The sequence below is a fragment of the Thiorhodococcus fuscus genome (genome assembly GCF_042682685.1).
In the GTDB taxonomy this organism is placed as follows: domain Bacteria; phylum Pseudomonadota; class Gammaproteobacteria; order Chromatiales; family Chromatiaceae; genus Imhoffiella; species Imhoffiella fuscus.
Window position 1 is genome coordinate 83,379 of record NZ_JBHUHX010000016.1, and the last position, 16,461, is coordinate 99,839.

The 16,461-nt window shown below is 63.1% G+C and carries 18 protein-coding genes and 1 tRNA gene; 7 read left to right on the plus strand and 12 right to left on the minus strand.

The genetic code is table 11. The annotated features are described in order from the left end of the window. Window positions 1-113: 113 nt before the first annotated feature. The 4 genes from ACFSJC_RS07930 to hrpB all read right to left on the minus strand — a co-directional run bounded on the left by ACFSJC_RS07930 (window position 114) and on the right by hrpB (window position 4,763). Window positions 114-578 (minus strand): Hsp20 family protein, encoded by a 465-nt coding sequence (locus ACFSJC_RS07930; protein ID WP_386025469.1) that lies wholly within the window; start codon window positions 576-578, stop codon window positions 114-116. 121 nt (window positions 579-699) lie between these two features. Continuing rightward, entirely contained in the window at window positions 700-1,308 is a 609-nt protein-coding gene (gene mobA / locus ACFSJC_RS07935; RefSeq protein WP_386025471.1) for a molybdenum cofactor guanylyltransferase MobA, read from the minus strand. Window positions 1,309-1,319: 11 nt separating this feature from the next. Continuing rightward, window positions 1,320-2,054, minus strand: coding sequence for a carbonic anhydrase (locus ACFSJC_RS07940; protein ID WP_386025473.1), 735 nt, complete (start codon window positions 2,052-2,054; stop codon window positions 1,320-1,322). Between the two features lie 162 nt (window positions 2,055-2,216). Then, window positions 2,217-4,763 carry an ATP-dependent helicase HrpB gene (gene hrpB, locus ACFSJC_RS07945; RefSeq protein ID WP_386025475.1) on the minus strand — a complete coding sequence of 849 codons (2,547 nt, stop codon included), beginning with the start codon at window positions 4,761-4,763 and terminating at the stop codon, window positions 2,217-2,219. Window positions 4,764-4,924: 161 nt separating this feature from the next. Between hrpB and ACFSJC_RS07950 the strand changes: the two genes are divergently transcribed. The 5 genes from ACFSJC_RS07950 to ACFSJC_RS07970 all read left to right on the plus strand — a co-directional run bounded on the left by ACFSJC_RS07950 (window position 4,925) and on the right by ACFSJC_RS07970 (window position 8,553). Continuing rightward, the gene (locus tag ACFSJC_RS07950) at window positions 4,925-5,641 is read left to right on the plus strand and encodes a transposase (protein ID WP_386025477.1); all 717 of its coding nucleotides are present in this window, start codon (window positions 4,925-4,927) and stop codon (window positions 5,639-5,641) included. 1 nt (window position 5,642) lies between these two features. Next, entirely contained in the window at window positions 5,643-6,056 is a 414-nt protein-coding gene (locus ACFSJC_RS07955) for a cupin domain-containing protein (RefSeq protein WP_386025479.1), read from the plus strand. A gap of 77 nt (window positions 6,057-6,133) precedes the next feature. Then, window positions 6,134-6,736, plus strand: a complete 603-nt coding sequence (locus tag ACFSJC_RS07960) for a flavin reductase family protein (protein WP_386025481.1) — start codon at window positions 6,134-6,136, stop codon at window positions 6,734-6,736. Between the two features lie 84 nt (window positions 6,737-6,820). Continuing rightward, on the plus strand, window positions 6,821-8,269 hold the full coding sequence (pyk, locus tag ACFSJC_RS07965) for a pyruvate kinase (RefSeq protein ID WP_386025483.1): 1,449 nt from the start codon (window positions 6,821-6,823) through the stop codon (window positions 8,267-8,269). Window positions 8,270-8,478: 209 nt separating this feature from the next. After that, window positions 8,479-8,553: transfer RNA gene (locus ACFSJC_RS07970), tRNA-Val, on the plus strand. 115 nt (window positions 8,554-8,668) lie between these two features. Here ACFSJC_RS07970 and ACFSJC_RS07975 read toward each other — a convergent pair. The 4 genes from ACFSJC_RS07975 to ACFSJC_RS07990 are packed head-to-tail and all read right to left on the minus strand — an operon-like array spanning window position 8,669 to window position 10,793. After that, on the minus strand, window positions 8,669-9,379 hold the full coding sequence (locus ACFSJC_RS07975; protein ID WP_386025485.1) for a potassium channel family protein: 711 nt from the start codon (window positions 9,377-9,379) through the stop codon (window positions 8,669-8,671). 11 nt (window positions 9,380-9,390) lie between these two features. Beyond that, entirely contained in the window at window positions 9,391-9,960 is a 570-nt protein-coding gene (locus tag ACFSJC_RS07980; protein ID WP_386025487.1) for an HlyD family secretion protein, read from the minus strand. Further along, window positions 9,948-10,424, minus strand: a complete 477-nt coding sequence (locus tag ACFSJC_RS07985; RefSeq protein WP_386025489.1) for a biotin/lipoyl-binding protein — start codon at window positions 10,422-10,424, stop codon at window positions 9,948-9,950. Before ACFSJC_RS07985 ends, ACFSJC_RS07980 begins: the two co-directional genes overlap by 13 nt. Window positions 10,425-10,427: 3 nt before the next feature. Beyond that, entirely contained in the window at window positions 10,428-10,793 is a 366-nt protein-coding gene (locus ACFSJC_RS07990; protein ID WP_386025490.1) for a DUF3302 domain-containing protein, read from the minus strand. Between the two features lie 312 nt (window positions 10,794-11,105). Here ACFSJC_RS07990 and ACFSJC_RS07995 point away from each other — a divergent pair, with 312 nt between their 5' ends. Beyond that, window positions 11,106-12,392: a TerD family protein gene (locus ACFSJC_RS07995; protein ID WP_386025492.1), complete on the plus strand. Its 1,287-nt coding sequence runs from the start codon at window positions 11,106-11,108 to the stop codon at window positions 12,390-12,392. Window positions 12,393-12,541: 149 nt separating this feature from the next. After that, on the plus strand, window positions 12,542-13,054 hold the full coding sequence (locus tag ACFSJC_RS08000; RefSeq protein WP_386025494.1) for an OsmC family protein: 513 nt from the start codon (window positions 12,542-12,544) through the stop codon (window positions 13,052-13,054). Between the two features lie 157 nt (window positions 13,055-13,211). Here ACFSJC_RS08000 and ACFSJC_RS08005 read toward each other — a convergent pair whose 3' ends face one another. The 4 genes from ACFSJC_RS08005 to ACFSJC_RS08020 all read right to left on the minus strand — a co-directional run bounded on the left by ACFSJC_RS08005 (window position 13,212) and on the right by ACFSJC_RS08020 (window position 16,461). After that, a complete protein-coding gene (locus ACFSJC_RS08005; RefSeq protein WP_386025496.1) occupies window positions 13,212-13,919 on the minus strand; it encodes a P-loop NTPase family protein in 708 nt (235 codons plus the stop codon). A gap of 295 nt (window positions 13,920-14,214) precedes the next feature. Further along, complete coding sequence (locus ACFSJC_RS08010; RefSeq protein WP_386025498.1) at window positions 14,215-14,709, minus strand: CreA family protein; 495 nt, start codon at window positions 14,707-14,709, stop codon at window positions 14,215-14,217. A gap of 44 nt (window positions 14,710-14,753) precedes the next feature. Then, entirely contained in the window at window positions 14,754-15,947 is a 1,194-nt protein-coding gene (locus ACFSJC_RS08015) for a protoporphyrinogen/coproporphyrinogen oxidase (protein ID WP_386025499.1), read from the minus strand. Between the two features lie 10 nt (window positions 15,948-15,957). Continuing rightward, window positions 15,958-16,461, minus strand: coding sequence for a hypothetical protein (locus ACFSJC_RS08020; protein ID WP_386025500.1), 504 nt, complete (start codon window positions 16,459-16,461; stop codon window positions 15,958-15,960).

Below are 16,461 nucleotides of genomic sequence, written 5' to 3' on the forward strand. Positions count from 1 at the left end.
CGGTAACTGCGGGATGCCGATCGCGCAAGATCGAGACGGCCGGGCTGGCGCGCCGGTCGCCGAGACGAAAAACGCCGGGCGAATGCCCAGCGTCTTCTATCCGATCACGGGGGTCAGGCGGCCGCCTCATTGGCCGACCCGTCGATGAAGCGTTGGCTGTCGCCTCGGATCTCGATCTTGCGCGGCTTCATGGCCTCGGGGATCTCGCGTCGCAGGTCGATGTGCAGCAACCCGTTTTCGAGCCGCGCATCCACCACCTTGACGTAGTCGGCAAGCTGGAACTTGCGCTCGAAGCTGCGGTTGGCGATGCCGCGATAGAGGAAGCGGCGGGAACCGTCCTCTTCCTCGGGTCGTCCGCCGGATACCGTGAGGATGTTCTCTCGGACCTCCAGGCTCAGGTCTTTCTGGGAGAAACCGGCGACCGCCATGGTGATGCGGTAGTCGTTCTCACCGCTGGCCTCGATGTTGTAAGGGGGATAACCGCCCGGCTCGGACCGCGAGGCGTTTTCGAGCGCCGAGGTCATGCGGTCGAAGCCGATCATGGAGCGGAAGAGCGGAGAGAAGTCGATGTTGTTCAATGGCATATCCTCATGGGAGCAATATGTGAATAAGGCGTTCTGAACGAACCGCGTTGTATTCAAGCCTCGGATGAGCGCTTGTGTTATGTAAAGTAAAAACGCGAGCGAGGAATGTCAAGGGCTACCCGCTATCGGCGGCGAGCGTGCGTTCGAGTTGGGCGAGATCCGCAGGCGTGTTGATGTTCAGGAAGCGCTCGGATTGGTCGCTGAAGTCGGCGACGGCCAGTTGGTGGCGGTTCTGCCAAATATCCACCTTGCGTTCCGTTCCATCGAGAAAGCCGCGCAGATCCTCTGCGAGCGACGTTCGGATCAGCGCGTGCAGTGGCTGGTGCCGATGTCCGTCGCTGGCGATGGCCAGGTCCGCGTTCTCTGCGGCCATCACCGCGCCGAGCCGGGCGCGCAGATCCTTTGGCGCGAGCGGCGCATCGCAGGGTAGGGTCAGGATCCAGTCGGTGCGTGCGGCCAGCATGGCGGCGAGACATCCGGCCAGCGGCCCCTGGAATCCGCTCTGGAGATCGCCGATGACCGGGTAGCCATAGGTTGCGTAGTGCTCGAGGTTGCGATTGGCGCTGATGAAGATCGAGTCGACCTGAGTCGTCAGTGACTCGATTGCCCACTCGATCAAGGGGCGTTCGGCGAGCCGGATCAGTCCCTTGTCCCGACCCTCCATGCGGCGTGCTCGACCGCCTGCGAGGATGACGCCGGTGGTCGAGGCGCTGTCTGGACTCAAAGTGCGGGTTCCTATTCGAGGATCACGCGATGATTGGCCGCCTGGATCGGGCGGTTGTTCGGGTGTCCCATCACGCTGGCGAATTTGCGGATTTGGTCGGCCGAGGCCGTGACAGGCTCCTTCATCACCAGCCAGGCGACACCCTCGGTGCAGGGCGGGGTGGTGAGCGAGCCGGTGAAGCGGTAATAGTCGCGGTTCTTGGGTAGCAGGTCCTCGGCGGACACCGGATGATGCAGATGCACCTTTGTTTCGGGCTGTTCCGGCATGAGGGACCAGGCTTCGGTCAGGGCGGGGTTCTCCGCACCTTCCTGGATCATGACCGCGATGACGGCGATCTTGCCATGCGCGTCGACGTGAACTAGATGGGCCTCCATCGGGAACGCCTTGCCTCGGATATGATTCTCGCTGGGCGTATGGAAGTGGTACTGCTTGAGCGCGTACTCGTGACCGTTGAGGCTGATGCCGCTGCCCTTGGCGTAATCGATCTGGATGCTATGGCCGTTGTTCTCCTCTTCCTCGCCGCCAGGCTGGTAGTGGAAGCCGATCGGGGGCAGTTGGGCGTCGATGAATTCGGTCAGGTCCACCGGTGACTGGTTCTTGCCGCTGCCGCAGACGCTGAATGCCTGGTCGAGCTCGCCCCAGTGATCCGGCCCCTCGGCACCCGAATAGCCCCAGTGACCGTGGGCGGCGAACGCGGTGCAGCTTGCCGTCAGTAGGGTGAAGAGTACGACTCTCGTGTTTTTCATCTATCTCCCTCGTCGAGGTGTGTCGGTGGAGCGGCCCGGTGATTGGCCGATTGCTTCAATAACCGAATCGGTTCGTGTTTGGGTGGGATCTGCGCTGTCCCGATCCCGTCGAAATGATAGTCCGAGGCTGGCGGATTGAGGAATGGAGCTTCAGGTCGGCGTTCAGCGCTTCGTGTCGGGCGGGCGTCTCCTGCGGATTCCGCCGACCACCGCCTGGGCCTCGGTCGGATCCTCGGGCCACTGATGCTTGGGATAGCGACCCCGCAGCTCCTTGCGTACCTCGGCGTAACCCCTGGCCCAGAATCCGGCCAGGTCCTGGGTAACCTGAATAGGGCGGCGCGCAGGCGACAGCAGATGCAGCAGGACCGGCACGCGTCCGTTGCAGAGGCGCGGCGTGTCCTCCAGCCCGAACATTTCTTGGAGCGGCACCGCGAGCACAGGCACCTCGCCGCTGACATAGTCGAGCGGTCGCTGGTTGCCGGCCGGCGTGGTCAGGGTCTTGGGGGCCTCGCGATCCAGCCGTTGCCGCTGCTCCCAGCTAAGTTGAGAGAGCAGGATCTCAGACAGGTCGAGGCGCTGAATCTCGGCCATCCTCGATCGGCCGACGATCCAGGGGGCGAGCCATTCATCCAAGCGTTCGAGCAGCCCTTCGAGCGAGAGATCCGGCCAATCTCCATTCCCTTCGTTCTGGCGCATGAGGCCGACACGGGCCTGGACCTGGCGTGCCGATTCGGTCCAGTCGAAGGCGCGCTCGGGCTGTTCGCGAATGCGTTCGAGCAGGAGTCGCGCGGTCGCCTCCCCGTCGTTCAGCGCCAGCGGTCGCGAGGCCAGGCTGATGGCGCCCAGTTGCTCGGTCTCGCGGGCGACGACCGCGTCCCGTGCGGCATCCCAGAAGACCTCCTGCGTGCGTTCGATGCGTGACTCGAACAGCGTGCGCAATTCGGACGCCTCGATCGGTAATGCCAGTTGGATCCGTCCGTCCCGGCCGCGCGCGTCGAGTGCGGCGATGACCAGATAGGGATGGACTGCGAGCGCGTCGTCGCGGGGCAGCACGGCACCGCCGCCCGAGGCCAGCAGGTAGCGGTCGTCGGACCCATTGCGGCGCTGGGCGACGCGATCCGGATAGGCGAGCGCCAGCAGTGCGCCCGGAGAGCGGATGCCCGACGGTTCGGACAGGTCCGGCGAGACGTCCTTGATCAGCCCCAGCAGTTGCCGCGAGACCCGATCTATGGCACCGAGCCGGTTCGCGTCCATGCCTGCAATGCGGGTCTTCGCGCGGCCTTGTTGGAGCGCGCGCAGCCGAAGGTCCAGGTCGCTTTGCCGTCCTTGGTCTGGGCGGTACGTCATGGGATCGCGCTCGGTCAGGAGCGCGCAGAGATCGGCCGCCGTCTGGCGGGCCTGCGGCGCGGCGCCGAGCAGCATGGCGGCGAGTCGCGGATGCAAGGGAAGTGGCGTCATGGCGCGACCGAGCCGGGTCAGCGCGCCCCGTGCGTCCAGCATCCCGAGAGTTTTCAGCAGCGCGACGGCTTGCTCCCACGCCGGAGCGGGAGGCGGATCGAGCCAGGCGAGTGCGTTGGGATCCTTGACGCCCCAGAGGGCCAGCTCGACGACCAAGGGAGCCAGGTCCGATTGTAGAATCTCTGGGGTACGATGCGCGGGTCTTCCGTGCTCCTGAGCACGGGTCCAGAGTCGATAGCAGATGCCGGGGGCCACACGTCCGGCGCGTCCGGCTCGCTGATCGGCCGAAGCGATGGGGACAGGTACAGTGACGAGCCGTTCGAGCCCCGAGCCAGGATCGAAGCGCGGCTTGCGGCTGAGTCCGCTATCGACAACGACTCTGACTCCTTGAATTGTGACGCTGGTTTCGGCGATATCGGTGGCGACGATCACGCGGCGCGTGTCCGGCGTGCTCGGGAGCAGCGCCTGGTCCTGAGTCTGCGTGGGCAGACTTCCGTGCAGGGGAAGGATCGATGTCGCGGAATCAACCACGTCCTTGAGTTGCTCGACGCAGCGGTCGATCTCGCGCGCCCCGGGTAGGAAGACCAGGATGTCGCCGTCTTCGGTGCGCAGGGCATGGCGAATGCCGGCGAGGACGGCCGTCACCGGGTCTGGATCTGGTTGGTGGTCGGCATAGCGGATCTCGACCGGAAAGCTGCGTCCCTCGCCGCGCAGGATCGGCGCCCCGCCAAGCAGTCGTGCGACGGGCTCGGCGTCCAGCGTGGCCGACATCACCAGGAGTCTCAGATCCGGGCGCAGGTTGGTCGCGGCGTCCAGCGCCAGCGCCAATCCCAGGTCCGATGGCAGGTTGCGCTCGTGGAACTCGTCGAAGATGAGCAGACCCACGCCTTCAAGCGCGGGGTCCGATTGGATGCGCCGAGTCAGGATACCCTCGGTGACCACCTCGATCCGGGTGCGCGGCCCGATCCGGCGGTCGAAGCGGACCTGATAGCCGACACGTTCGCCGAGCGCCTCGCCCAGTACGGATGCCATGCGCGCGGCGGTCATGCGCGCGGCCGGCCGGCGCGGTTCCAGCATCAGGATGCGCTGTCCGCCAAGCCAGTCGGAGCCCATCAGCCGTAGCGGAACACCGGTCGATTTGCCCGATCCGGTGGGGGCCTGGAGCAGGGCATGACCTCGGCTCAGTGCCTCGTCCAGCGCGGGAAACACCGCATCGATGGGGAGTGCGAGCTCGGTCGATTCTGAATTCATGGGAGGCATCTGGGTGTGTCGGAAATCGAATGGGGGCGTACGGATGAATGCCGAGCGGGACGGGATGGCGCCGTATGTTTCGTTAGGTGCCGACCGAAAAGCAAGCCTGGATAAGCCGTCTATACTTGATTTCAGGTCAATCAACCGGATCCGACCCTATCATGGCACGCCTTCCCCGCTTCGTCCTTCCCGGCTATCCACAGCACGTTATTCAGCGCGGCAACAACCGTCAGCAAATCCTGTTCGAAGAGGATGATTACTGGTTCATCTGGGATAAGATGAACGTGGCCGCGCAGAAGTTCGAGTGCGACATTCACGCCTATGTGCTGATGCCGAATCACTTCCATGTGCTGCTCACGCCCCATGTCGAGAACGGTATCGGCAAGCTGATGCAATATGTCGGGCGGTATTACGTTCAGTATTTCAACAATCGCTATGACCGTACGGGAACCCTCTGGGAAGGACGCTATCGCGCGACGCTCGTCGATCCCAAGGGCTATCTGCAGGCCATTTCGCATTATGTCGAGGCCAATCCGGTGCGTGCCGGTCTGGTCGAGCATCCGTCCGAATATGGCTGGTCGAGCTATGCCGCCAACGCCACCGGGGCGGACGATGGTCTGGTGACCCCTCACTACGAATACGAACGGCTCGGTCGTAGCGCCAAGGCGCGCCGCGAACAGTACGCCAAGGCTGCGGAAACGCCAGCCTCAGAGACCTTGCTGAAAGAGGTTCGCGACGCGACCAACAAGGCGTGGGTGCTCGGGACGCCTGCTTTTTGCTCCGAAATCGAGGGCGTTCTCAACCGTCGCGCCCAGCCGCGTCCGCGTGGCGGTGACCGCCGCTCCGAGGCTTACCGCCGTCAGGCTGGACGGCTGTGAGATGAAGGCGGCACTCCAATCGCCCTCGGTGCATTCGCCAAGAGAGGGCGATGAGTTTTATATTGCCGAGGGGTGTTACATCCTGGAGTCCTGGAATCGCGATGAGGATCCGGATGTTTCGATTGCCCGTGCGCGGGTCGTGCCAGGTGTGACGACCCGTTTGCACCGGCTGGAGGGCATCGTCGAGCGCTATCTGATGCTTTCTGGACGAGGACGCGTCGAGGTCGAGGGCTTGGAGCCGCGTCTGGTCGGTCCGGGCGATCTGGTCGTCATCCCCGCCGGGGCTGGGCAGCGAATCGCCAATCTGGGTGAGACCGACCTGGTTTTCTACGCCATTTGCACGCCGCGTTTTGTTCAGCGCGCCTATCAGGACATCGATCCAGAACCATTCCCCGAGGCCGCACCGGCCCGATAGGCGTATCGTCACCCGTGTCTGTCATACTCTGAGCCCTGGTCCGCGCCGACCTTGGCCGACTACGAGAATCCGGACCCATGTCGAATCCAAACGCTCTTTCGGGTGCGCCGCTCGACGCCATCTCCAGGGTCTTCGAGTGCTACGACACGCCGCTGTGGCTGGTGACCGCATGCGACGGCGAGCGTCGTGGCGGACTGATCGCGACCTCGGTGACGCGCGCTTCCATCGTCGATAGCCTGCCGCGCATGCTGATCGTCATCGCCAGGCAGCACCATACCTGGTCGCTGATCGAGTCCAGTCAGCGTTGTGCCCTGCATCTGCTCCAAGGGTCGGACCTTGAGGCGATCTGGCGCTTCGGTCTGCCGAGCGGGCACGAGGTGGACAAGTACGCCGGTCTGGATCCGGCAACCACACCCGACGCCAATCCGCTCTACGGCGACGCCGTCGCCTGGTTGGATGGGCGGGTAGAGTTCAGCGCCGATATCGGCGACCGTAACCTCTATTTGCTTGAGATCGTCGCCGGTGGCGTGCTGCGGGATGCGCCTGCTCTGACCCTGAAGCGATTGCTCAAGGACGCGCCCCCTGGGCGTCGAGATGAGCTTCAACGACTCTATGCGCGCGATCAGGCCATCGATGCCGCCGCGATCCAGCACTGGCGCGATACCTCGCGCGCCGGATGATTCCAGCGCCATTTCGCCCGGATATCCGGGCGCTCGCGCTCCCAGACCCATTCTCAACCACGTTCCTCAAGGGGATATACCTCAATGCACCTGCCCGACCACAAGACCAAGATCGTGGCCACGATCGGACCTGCCTCGGATTCCCCGGAACTGCTGGTCCAGTTGATCCAGGCTGGGATGAATATCGCCCGATTGAACCTCTCGCACGGCGATCCCGACTACCACGCCGAGGTCGTCACGCGCATTCGCCAAGCCGCTAAAACGGCTGGACGGCGCGTCACCATCATGGGGGATCTGCCCGGACCCAAGATGCGTATCGGCGATCTCGCGTCCGAGCCCATCGAACTGCAGCGCGACGACCTGCTGACGCTGACCACGGACGATATCCTGGGCGACCAGGAGCGGATCGGCGTCAGCTTCCCCGATCTGCCGAATGCGGTGAAACCGAACGACCGGCTCTACCTCAACGACGGTTTCATTCTGCTGCGCGTGGAGTCGGTTCAGGGATCGGACATCCTCTGCCGCGTGCGGGTCGGCGGCGAGTTGACCTCGCGCAAGGGGGTCAACCTACCCGGAATCGATCTGGGGATCAGCGCCTTCACGCCCGAGGACCGCGAGTGGCTGAAATTCGCCGCCGAGCACCGTCTCGATGCGGTCAGCCAGTCGTTCGTCGCAACCGCCGATGACATCCTGGCGGTGCGCCGTGCTGCGGGCGAGATGGGTTATGCCCCCTTCATCATCGCCAAGATCGAGCGGGCCGGGGCGCTCGACAACCTGACCGAGATCCTGCGTGTCGCCGACGGCATCATGGTGGCGCGCGGCGACCTGGGCGTGGAGATCCCGATCGAGCGCATCGCCGTGGTGCAGAAACAGATCACCGATCTGGCCAACCATTTCGGAAAGCCCGTGATCACCGCGACCCAGATGCTGGAGTCCATGGTCACCTATCGTCGCCCGACTCGGGCCGAGGCTACGGATGTGGCCAATGCCATCCTCGGCGGAACCGATTGCGTCATGCTCTCCGCCGAATCCGCCGTCGGGCGCTATCCGGTTGAATCGGTCGCCATGCTCGCCAGCATCGCCACCCATGTCGAACCGGAACGCAGCAAGCAGCCCTTCGTGCGCACCATGGACAGCTTCGGCGGCAGCGACCGCATGAGCGCCGTCGATCTCATCGCCTCCAGCGTCTATCACACCATCGACAACAGCGAGCCCCGTTGCGTCCTGGTGCCCACCCGCTCCGGGAGCACCCCGCGCAATGTCGCCCGTTTCCGTCCGCCGGTCTGGATCATCGCCTTCAGCCCCAGCGCCGCCACCTGCCAGTCGCTGCAATTCTCATACGGCATTGAGGCGATCCAGGTCGACGCCGACCGTTCCGACTGGTCGGGATTCCTACGTCAATGGCTCCGCGAGCGTGGTGTCGATTCCGGACTCGCGCTCCTCACCCAGGGACCCACAGCGGAGAACCCCAGCGGCAACTACCGCATGGAGATCCTTGAGCTGGGCCGTGAGTCGAACGACGCCGGTTACTGATAGACGGCCTGGGCAACCAACCCAAGCCCAGACCAGGGCCGCCGACTGGCATTCGCCGTGTCCCCGGCCGGCGGCACCTCATACCGATCGCTCCAACGGTCAGCACGCCGTCCATACGTGTGTTACGCGCGCTTGCGTTGGAGCGACAATTGCCGTGAGTCGGGATGTTGACCGGGTCGGGTCATTCGGGTACATTAGCTGACCTCTTGGGGCGCATAGCTCAGCGGGAGAGCACTGCCTTCACACGGCAGGGGTCCGTGGTTCGATCCCACGTGCGCCCACCAAAATTCAAGATACAAATCGGCCGGTTAACGCCGGCTTTTTTGTGTCTGATCCAATCGCTTTTGGGCCAGTGTGCAAAGGCGTACCTGATTCGCTCCGCTTCGGTTGGTCGAGAACCTAACCGTTCCGCTCTGGCCGTTCGCAACGCTCCGCTTGGGGCGTATTCATCGACTGCGCGACCTGAATGCCCACCAAGCGTGCGACCAGGACCGCTAGATAGATTTGTCCGAGGAGGGCTTCGATATTCGCCCATGCTTGAGCAAAGGGTAGCTGCGGACTGATGTCTCCGTAGCCCACTGTGGTGAGCGTCACCAGGCTGAAGTACAGGAGCGGTTGCAGTATGGCGCTGTCAGGTGCCATGCCTGGAATCTGGAAGGCGCCAGGCATGGCCTGTTCGATCAAGGCATAAGTCAGACCCCAGGCAACCCCGAACAGCAGGTAGACGCAGAGCGCAGCCAAGATGATTTCGGTCGTGACGGTCCGCTGGGTCATCACATACGAGAGGATTCTGGCCGCGCTCAGCGCGATGAAGGCCGCGCTGGCGGCCAATCCGATCAGGATGATCGCGTCGTTCGAGACGAGATACATCAGCCAGCGGGCGCCGAGGACCGGGGCTGTCAGCACGAAGAAGACCATCCTCGTGAGCGAGTTGCTGGGTACGGCGTAGACGCTGGCGATGACGACCATGGACAAAAATACGTCGAAGAAGACGGATTCTCCAGCGAGCCCGACGAGCAAGGGGTGGAGCAAGATCAGCAGCAGCAAGGTCCCTAGCAGATAGGCGAAACGCCGAGGGGGCCTTTGATTGCAATCGATTGCTGCGGACATGATCGGGTCTGTCAGAACGGGTTGTAGACGTAGTTGAGCAGGCTCTCAGACTGGATTTCGATCATCCGCAGTACCTTGACGAGGTCCACCGCTTTATCCGTGAAGATGGCCGCGAGACCGCTGGCGCCAAACTCCAGCGGCGTCTGGGTGAAATCACCCTCCGGCACCAATTTGACGAAAAAGGTTCGGCTCGCCCCAACGGTTTGCTCGGAGGGAAGGATGCCCGATGCCTGCAACTGGGCGCGGCCGGAAGCCCATACGACCGAATCCACTCTCGCCTTGAAGATGTGTCCCGGATACATGCTCAAGGCGAAATGGGCGAGATCGCCTGGGCGAATCCACTGGGTCGCTCGCTGATCGATACTGGCCGCCAGATAAACCTCTTGGGTGCTGACGAAGGTCGCGACTGGCTGTTTGAGCCGGATGAAGGCCCCAGGACGTAACACCAAGTCCACCAGATAGCCGTCCGCCGGCGCCACCACGGTCGCGTGATCCAGGTTGTAGCTCGCCTCCTCCAGCTCGGCCTCAAGGCTCTGCTGCTTGCTCTGAATCTCTGAGATTTGAGCCTTCAGTCCGTCCACGCGATCTCCACGGAGATCGAGCTCTGGGCCGCCATCATCTGTTTCGGCACCAGCCTGGACGCCTCTTCCAGTTTGCGCTGGGCGGCGGCGAGTTCCGCTTCCACCGCATTCTGCTCCTGCTTGGCACTGGCCAATGCCCCTTTGGCCTCCTGCAGCTTTTCTTTCCAGGGCGACACGTCCATGCTGAAGATCGGGTCACCCTTGGTCATCGGATGGTTGGGTTTGGCGTAGACATCGGCTACCAGACCGCCAAACTCGGGAGCAAGTTGGACCACCACTCGCTCGACCACCATGTGTTTGGAGTAGGGCGTTGTCTGACCGAGGACGACCACTTCGGTCAGGACCGCAGCGCCGTAGAGGCCGAAGACGACGAACTTCCAAAACAGGTTGAACCGCATCAGGTGGAATCGGTAGAAAATCAGCCAGACGAGGCAGAAATACGCGACGGTGACGAGTAGTTCCATGGTTCACGCCTCTCCTGCGGTCGTTGCGGGTGCGTCGAATGTTACCCGCGTCAGTTCGGGCTTTGGCTCGGGCTTGGGTTTTTGCTCTGACCCCGGCTCGGGTGCGCTGCGATCGTTGCGACCAACCAATTCCACTGGCAGGGTGAACGGCCGGATAAAGGCCCACACCAAAGCGGCCATCCACAGTGGGAAGATCAGCAACCCGAGCAGTGAAAGGATCTCGATCGCCTCGGCTTGTGGATTGCCCCGCTTCCGCGCGATTTTCCCTGGCATCGTGTGCACGAAGATGATGAAGAGCACGATGATGATAATGCAGGACACAATCAGGCCGAGTGAGACGGCCATCAGTGCTTGAGGGTTGTCAGTCACTAAGGTTTCTCCGGTTGGTTGCGGGTCGCACAGACGTCGATCGGTGATTGCCTAGCGGATGGTCGTCCGGATCGTCCAGAGGTGTTCCCAGTGTTGCATTATTTCGCGAGCCTCGCCGCAGTGCGTCGGGGGTGTCGGAGATGCCTTGAGTTGCGGGGCAGGGGCTGAGTGTCGAGGACAGCTTGTCTCATCCCGTTCCAGCCGCTTGAAGCGCTTGGTCCTGGGTCGTTGCCCGGTCAGGGCTTACTGTGCAAGGCTGCGCCAGTAGCGGCTGCGGTAGGCCGTCTGTGAGCGAAGACGAGGAAAGCTGAGATGACGGATGTGTTGGTGCGGGGCGCGAATGTTCAAATCGATCATGAACGAATTCTCGTGGGTGTTGGTTGGGACGCGGACGCAACCTGCGAGATCGACGCCAGCGCGTTTCTGGTGAGCGCGAGCGGTCGTGTTCGGTGCGACGGAGACTTCGTGTTCTATAACCAGCCCGTGGCTCAATCTGAGTGCCTCATGCTTAACGCCGAGCCTAACAATGGTGAGGATCGCAGAGAGTTCGCGGTCGATTTGACGCGTGTCCCTGATGATGTCGCCAAGATCGTGATCACCATCACGCTCGACCTCCGTCAGGATGGCGAGCGCCCGAGCTTCGGGATGTTGGACCAGGTGTATATCCGACTCGCCGATCCTGCTGGCGACTGCTTCGCCCGGTACGATTTACAGGAATCGAACGACGAGCTTGCGCTGATCCTTGGGGAGCTGTATCGATATCATGGCATCTGGAAGTTCCGGGCCGTTGGCCATGGCTACAACGGTGGTCTGGAGGCACTTGCTGTTGCGTTCGGGGTGAACGTGGATTCTTCGGGCGATGGCGAGGATCCTGCGGAAGAGAACGATCAGGATGAAAGTCAGGTCCAGACGCCGACACTGAAGCGCAGAAAAACGCGCCAGCAGGCACTTATGGAGCGTGCTGCCGAGCTACAGAAAGTGCTCAGGTCCTTCATGCCTCTGATTCAGGCGGCTACGGAAAACCAGTGCAACGAAAGCAACACCAGGATGGTGATCGACAGGATCCTGATGGAGGCCTTCGGATACAGCATGGATGAGGTCAAGGCCGAGCAGCGCATTCAGGGCCGGAAGGCCGACTATGTCCTGTCGGTCGATTCCGAGGATCTGATGGTTGGCGAAGCCAAGAAAGCGGGGATGTCGTTGCGCGACAAACACATCTTTCAGGCCACGTCCTATGGCGCCTATTCCGGCATTCGCTGGGCCTTCCTGACCAATCTGACGACCTGGCAGGTCTACCACATATCGGCCCACGACAAGGTGGAGGCGAATCTGGTGTTCTCCGTGGATTTGCGGCCCGATATCAGTCTTGATGATTGCGCAAGACTCGCACTGATCTCCAGATATGGGCTGACCCGCAGACGCTTGCTTGAGCAGCATTGGAACAAAGTCAACGCGCTGGCTCGCGAAAACGTCATCAGGGCGATCCTGACCGAAGACATCATCAACAGGCTGCGGATCGTAATCAAGCGCGATTCCGGCTGCAACTTCGACAACGAGCAGGTGCAGCAGGCCGTTGAGGAGCTGCTGGCCGGCTTGTGATTGGCTGCTGGGCAGCTCTCAATTCATTGGGGTCGGTCTGTGAATCTGGGGCTGCGCGGCTGATTCTGGGAACGGCCAAGCGTTGATCGTCCGGGTTTCGCCCGCATCCCTCCTGTCTGCTGACAACACTGAGATAGCGAGGGTGGATAATGCATTCCGATGAGTTGCGCGCGCTCCAGGCACCGTTGAAGGAGCGATATCTAGAGGATCCCGAGTCGGCGATCGTTACGCTCAAGGCGGAGGGGCGGCTCGGCGAGAACCTGGCCTGCTCGATCGATACCGGTCGGGCGCTGGTCGAGGCGGGGCTGCATCCGGCGACCGGTGGCAGCGGGACCCAGGCGTGCTCCGGTGACATGCTGTTGCAGGCCCTTGCCGCCTGCGCAGGCGTCACCTTGCAGGCCGTCGCCACGGCTTTTGGTGTCACGCTGCGTTCCGGGCGGGTTTTGGCCGAGGGCGATCTGGATTTTCGCGGGACGCTTGGGCTCGCCAAGGACGCTCCGGTCGGTTTTCGCGAGATCCGCATGCGTTTCGAATTGGATGCGGATGCCGACGAGGAGACGCTCGACAAGGTAATCGCTGTGACGGAGCGCTACTGCGTGGTGCTTCAGACCCTGCGCAGCGCACCACCGGTCGTCGTTTCTCGCGGGGCGATGGATCGCTGATTCGAGATCGGCCATGAGAGCCGCAAAGGCGCGCTGATCGCCAAGAACGACCAGGCGCGTTACATCGGCGGCATTGGTGTGTGGATGAGCGCCACGTCCTGCCCGATACGTTGAAATCCTTTGCGGTTCCCCGTGCTGCCTGCGTGGCGTTCGACGATCAGTCTTCCGCCGGAGCCAGCAGTGCCTCATTCAGGGTGTCGAGCTGCTGGTAGGCGCGCTTGATCCAGACCTTGACCCGTTGGCGGTCCATGAGTCCGAGCCCCGATTCCTTGTTGTGGATCGCGGCCCAGAGGCTGATGCCGCCGTGATCGATCTTGCGCATGGAGCCGGCGTGCAGTTCGGGCAGGTCGATCTGGTACGCGCCCATCTCCTCGGCCTTGGCGCGAGCCTCGGATGCCTCGTAGGCGGAGAAGTTCTTGCCGCGCCCCTGATTGCGGACGACGACGTAGGCGGCACCGTTGCCGTAACGGTCGAGCAGGTTGTCGAGCAGGGCGATGCCGTCGGCGCCATCGTCGATCACATGCCAGAAGACGATCGGAATGTCTTCCTCGCTTGCCAGTTCAAGGAGATCGGCCTGGTCGATCCAGCGATGCAGCGGCGCCGAGGTCTGCGCGGCCAGATCCACCAGGACATTGCGCTCGGTTTCGAGCGCGGACTCCATCAGTCGGTCGGCACTCTCGGCGTCTTCGAGCAGGATCGGATTGCTGTAATCGGCATAGAAGCGAAGCAGGGCACCGTGGGAGCGGTCGGTGTCGAAGGCCGCGAAGGGCAGGTCCCTGTCGATGTGATACTGCGCCAGGACGCGCGCGAGCACCGATTTGCCGACGCCGCCTTTCTCTCCGCCGATGAAATGGATCTTGCTCATCTTGTCGTCTCTGTCTCGGTTGGTGTGACGCGGAAGAGTTACCGCGAGGCACGAATAGTAGCGGCTTCGACTCTTGCGGTCATCGCGGCGATGTTGCGGTCGTATTGGAAGAACTGAACCGCGAAGGCGCGAAGGACGCAAAGGGATTTTAGTGACCCCTTCTCTATGTCGAGGTCGGTCGGAATGGGTCGGCGGCCGAGGTGAATCCGAATGACTCTTCGCGCTCTTTGCGCCTTTGCGGTTCTATCCGGGAAGGGGCGACAGCGCCGAGGCTGGATGCCTCGACGCGGGGGGATCACTTGTTGGACGTGGCTGGCGCCGCTGCATTCGGCCAGGGCTGGATGGCCACGGCGGAGACGCTGTTCTTGGGCGAGCCCTCGATGATGCGGTCGCTGTAGGTCAGATAGACGACGGCGTTGCGCGGCGCGTCGTAGAAGCGCACGACCTGCAGGGTCTTGGTGATGAGCGAGGTGCGTTTTTTGAACACCTGCTCACCGTTGCGCTTGCCGGAACGAATGTCGTCGGTGAGTGCGACCGGACCGATCTGGACGCATTCGAGCGAGGCGTCCGAGGTGTCCTCGGCCACGCCGACGGCGCCCGAGACGCCGCCGGTCTTGGCGCGGCTCAGATAGCAGGCGATGCCGGGCAGGTCTTCGTCCTGGAACACCTCGACCACGATCTTGTCGTTGGGCCCCATCAATTTGAACTTGGTCGAAACGCTGCCGATCTCTTCGGCGGCGGCGGATCCGGTCAGGCAGACCAGGGTCAGTGCGACGAGTGTCTTACGCATATCCTCTAGGTTCTCGTTTCGGGTTGACTCGGGTGTCTTTGGATTCAGGCGCCAAAGAGACGGTCCGATTCGCTGCGGCTGCGGGTCAGGGCGTCCTCCATGGAGACGCCCAGGAACCAGTTGCCGGTCACGGCGAGCCGGGATCCGGCGAGCGCCGCGTCGAGCCGCTTCACCAGATCGAAATGGCCGCTGCGCAGCGCGGGCAGCCGGTTGTGGACGCGCGCCTGGGCGGCGATGCGCTCCGGGGCGACGCCGAGCGCGGTGCAGGCGCGCGTCACCTGGGTCTCGGGATCGAGCACGCCGGGTTTGAAGTGAAAGGCGAAGCCGCGATGGGCGTCCGGCTTGAAGTCGCGCGAGACCGCCGAGTAGAAGGCGTCCTCGATTGCGATCAGGCCGGCGATGGGCTTGAGTGGCACGTCCTCGTTGCGGAAGGCCAGGATCAGGGTCTCGATCTCGGACATGCCGATGCCCGAGATGGTGTCGCGCGCCGCCTCGAAGCCGGTCGGCATGAGCGCGGTGGCGACGTCGGGCGGTACGGCCAGAGTCAGGTGGCGTCCGCGCACCTGGCTGCCGTCCTCGCCGTGGACGATGAAGCCCTCGGCATCCGAGTCGATGCGGGCGATGCGCTGGCCGGTGCGGACCTCGATGGCATCCTGGGCGGCGATGGTTTCGGGGAGGGTGGAGATGCCCTTGGCGAAGGTGAACGCCTTGATGACCTCTTTGCGGCGCGGCTTGCGGCGGAACAGCGCCTCGGCCGGATAGTCGTCGGCGGGCTGGCAGATGACGGCCTGGAAGGCGTAGCGCAGCAGGTCGCGATAGTTGCGACGGCCGAGCACCTGGCCGTAGTAGTCGGCGACGCTGCGTCCGTCCTTGGGGGCGGTGAAGAGACGCGGGATGGAGCGTGCGGCCTCGAAGAGATGCAGCGCGGACAGGATAGAGCGACGTTTGCCGTCCTTCCAGAGCTTGTAGCCGACCTTGAGCTTTTCCTCGACCTTTGGCGTCAGGCCCAGGTCGTCGAGGATGGAGAGCATGTTGCCGTAGCTGTTGAAGCAGGTATGCCCGCCGCCCTCGGTCCAGAAGCCGCCGAGGTCGTCGAAGCGCTGGCTGTTGATGCAACCGCCGACGCGGTCGCTGGACTCCAGTACCAGGGTGGAGAGCCCGCGCTTGGCGGAAAAATGGGCGGCGCCGAGCCCGCTGATGCCGGCGCCGATGACGATGTGATCGAAGTCTGTGGTCATGAGTACCGCTTTAGTCGCCGCTGTCTTTGGTGGCTGGGTCGGGTTCGATCTCGGCGAGCGAGAGATGGCTCGTGTCCGGCGTTTGGGTCGCCGGTGGAGGCGCCTCGCAGTCTTCGAGGCTCCAGTCCGAACCCTGCACCAGGCTGAGATGGCTGAGGTCGAGGTCGGGCATCTTAACCGTGGGGGGCTCTTCGAGAAAGCCGTCCTGCGGGGCCAGTGAGAGCTGGCTGCCGGTCTCGACGGACGATGAGAATGACTGGTCTTGGGCCTCGTCGTCCGCTTCGATCGGGATCAACCGCAGGATCGCCCCCAATTGGTTGAAGACCTTTTCGAATTGGTTCGCAGTTGGCGCATCGACATCGCGCTTGATGAAGACCGGCTTGCCGCTGAAGAGACGCGCGATCCCCGCCTCGTCGAGTTTGAAGAGCGACTGCAGGCGCCGGCGTGCCAGCACCGGGTCCGCACCGGGGATCATGCGGCCGTCGAAGGCGATGTCGAAGCGTTGTTCTGCCAT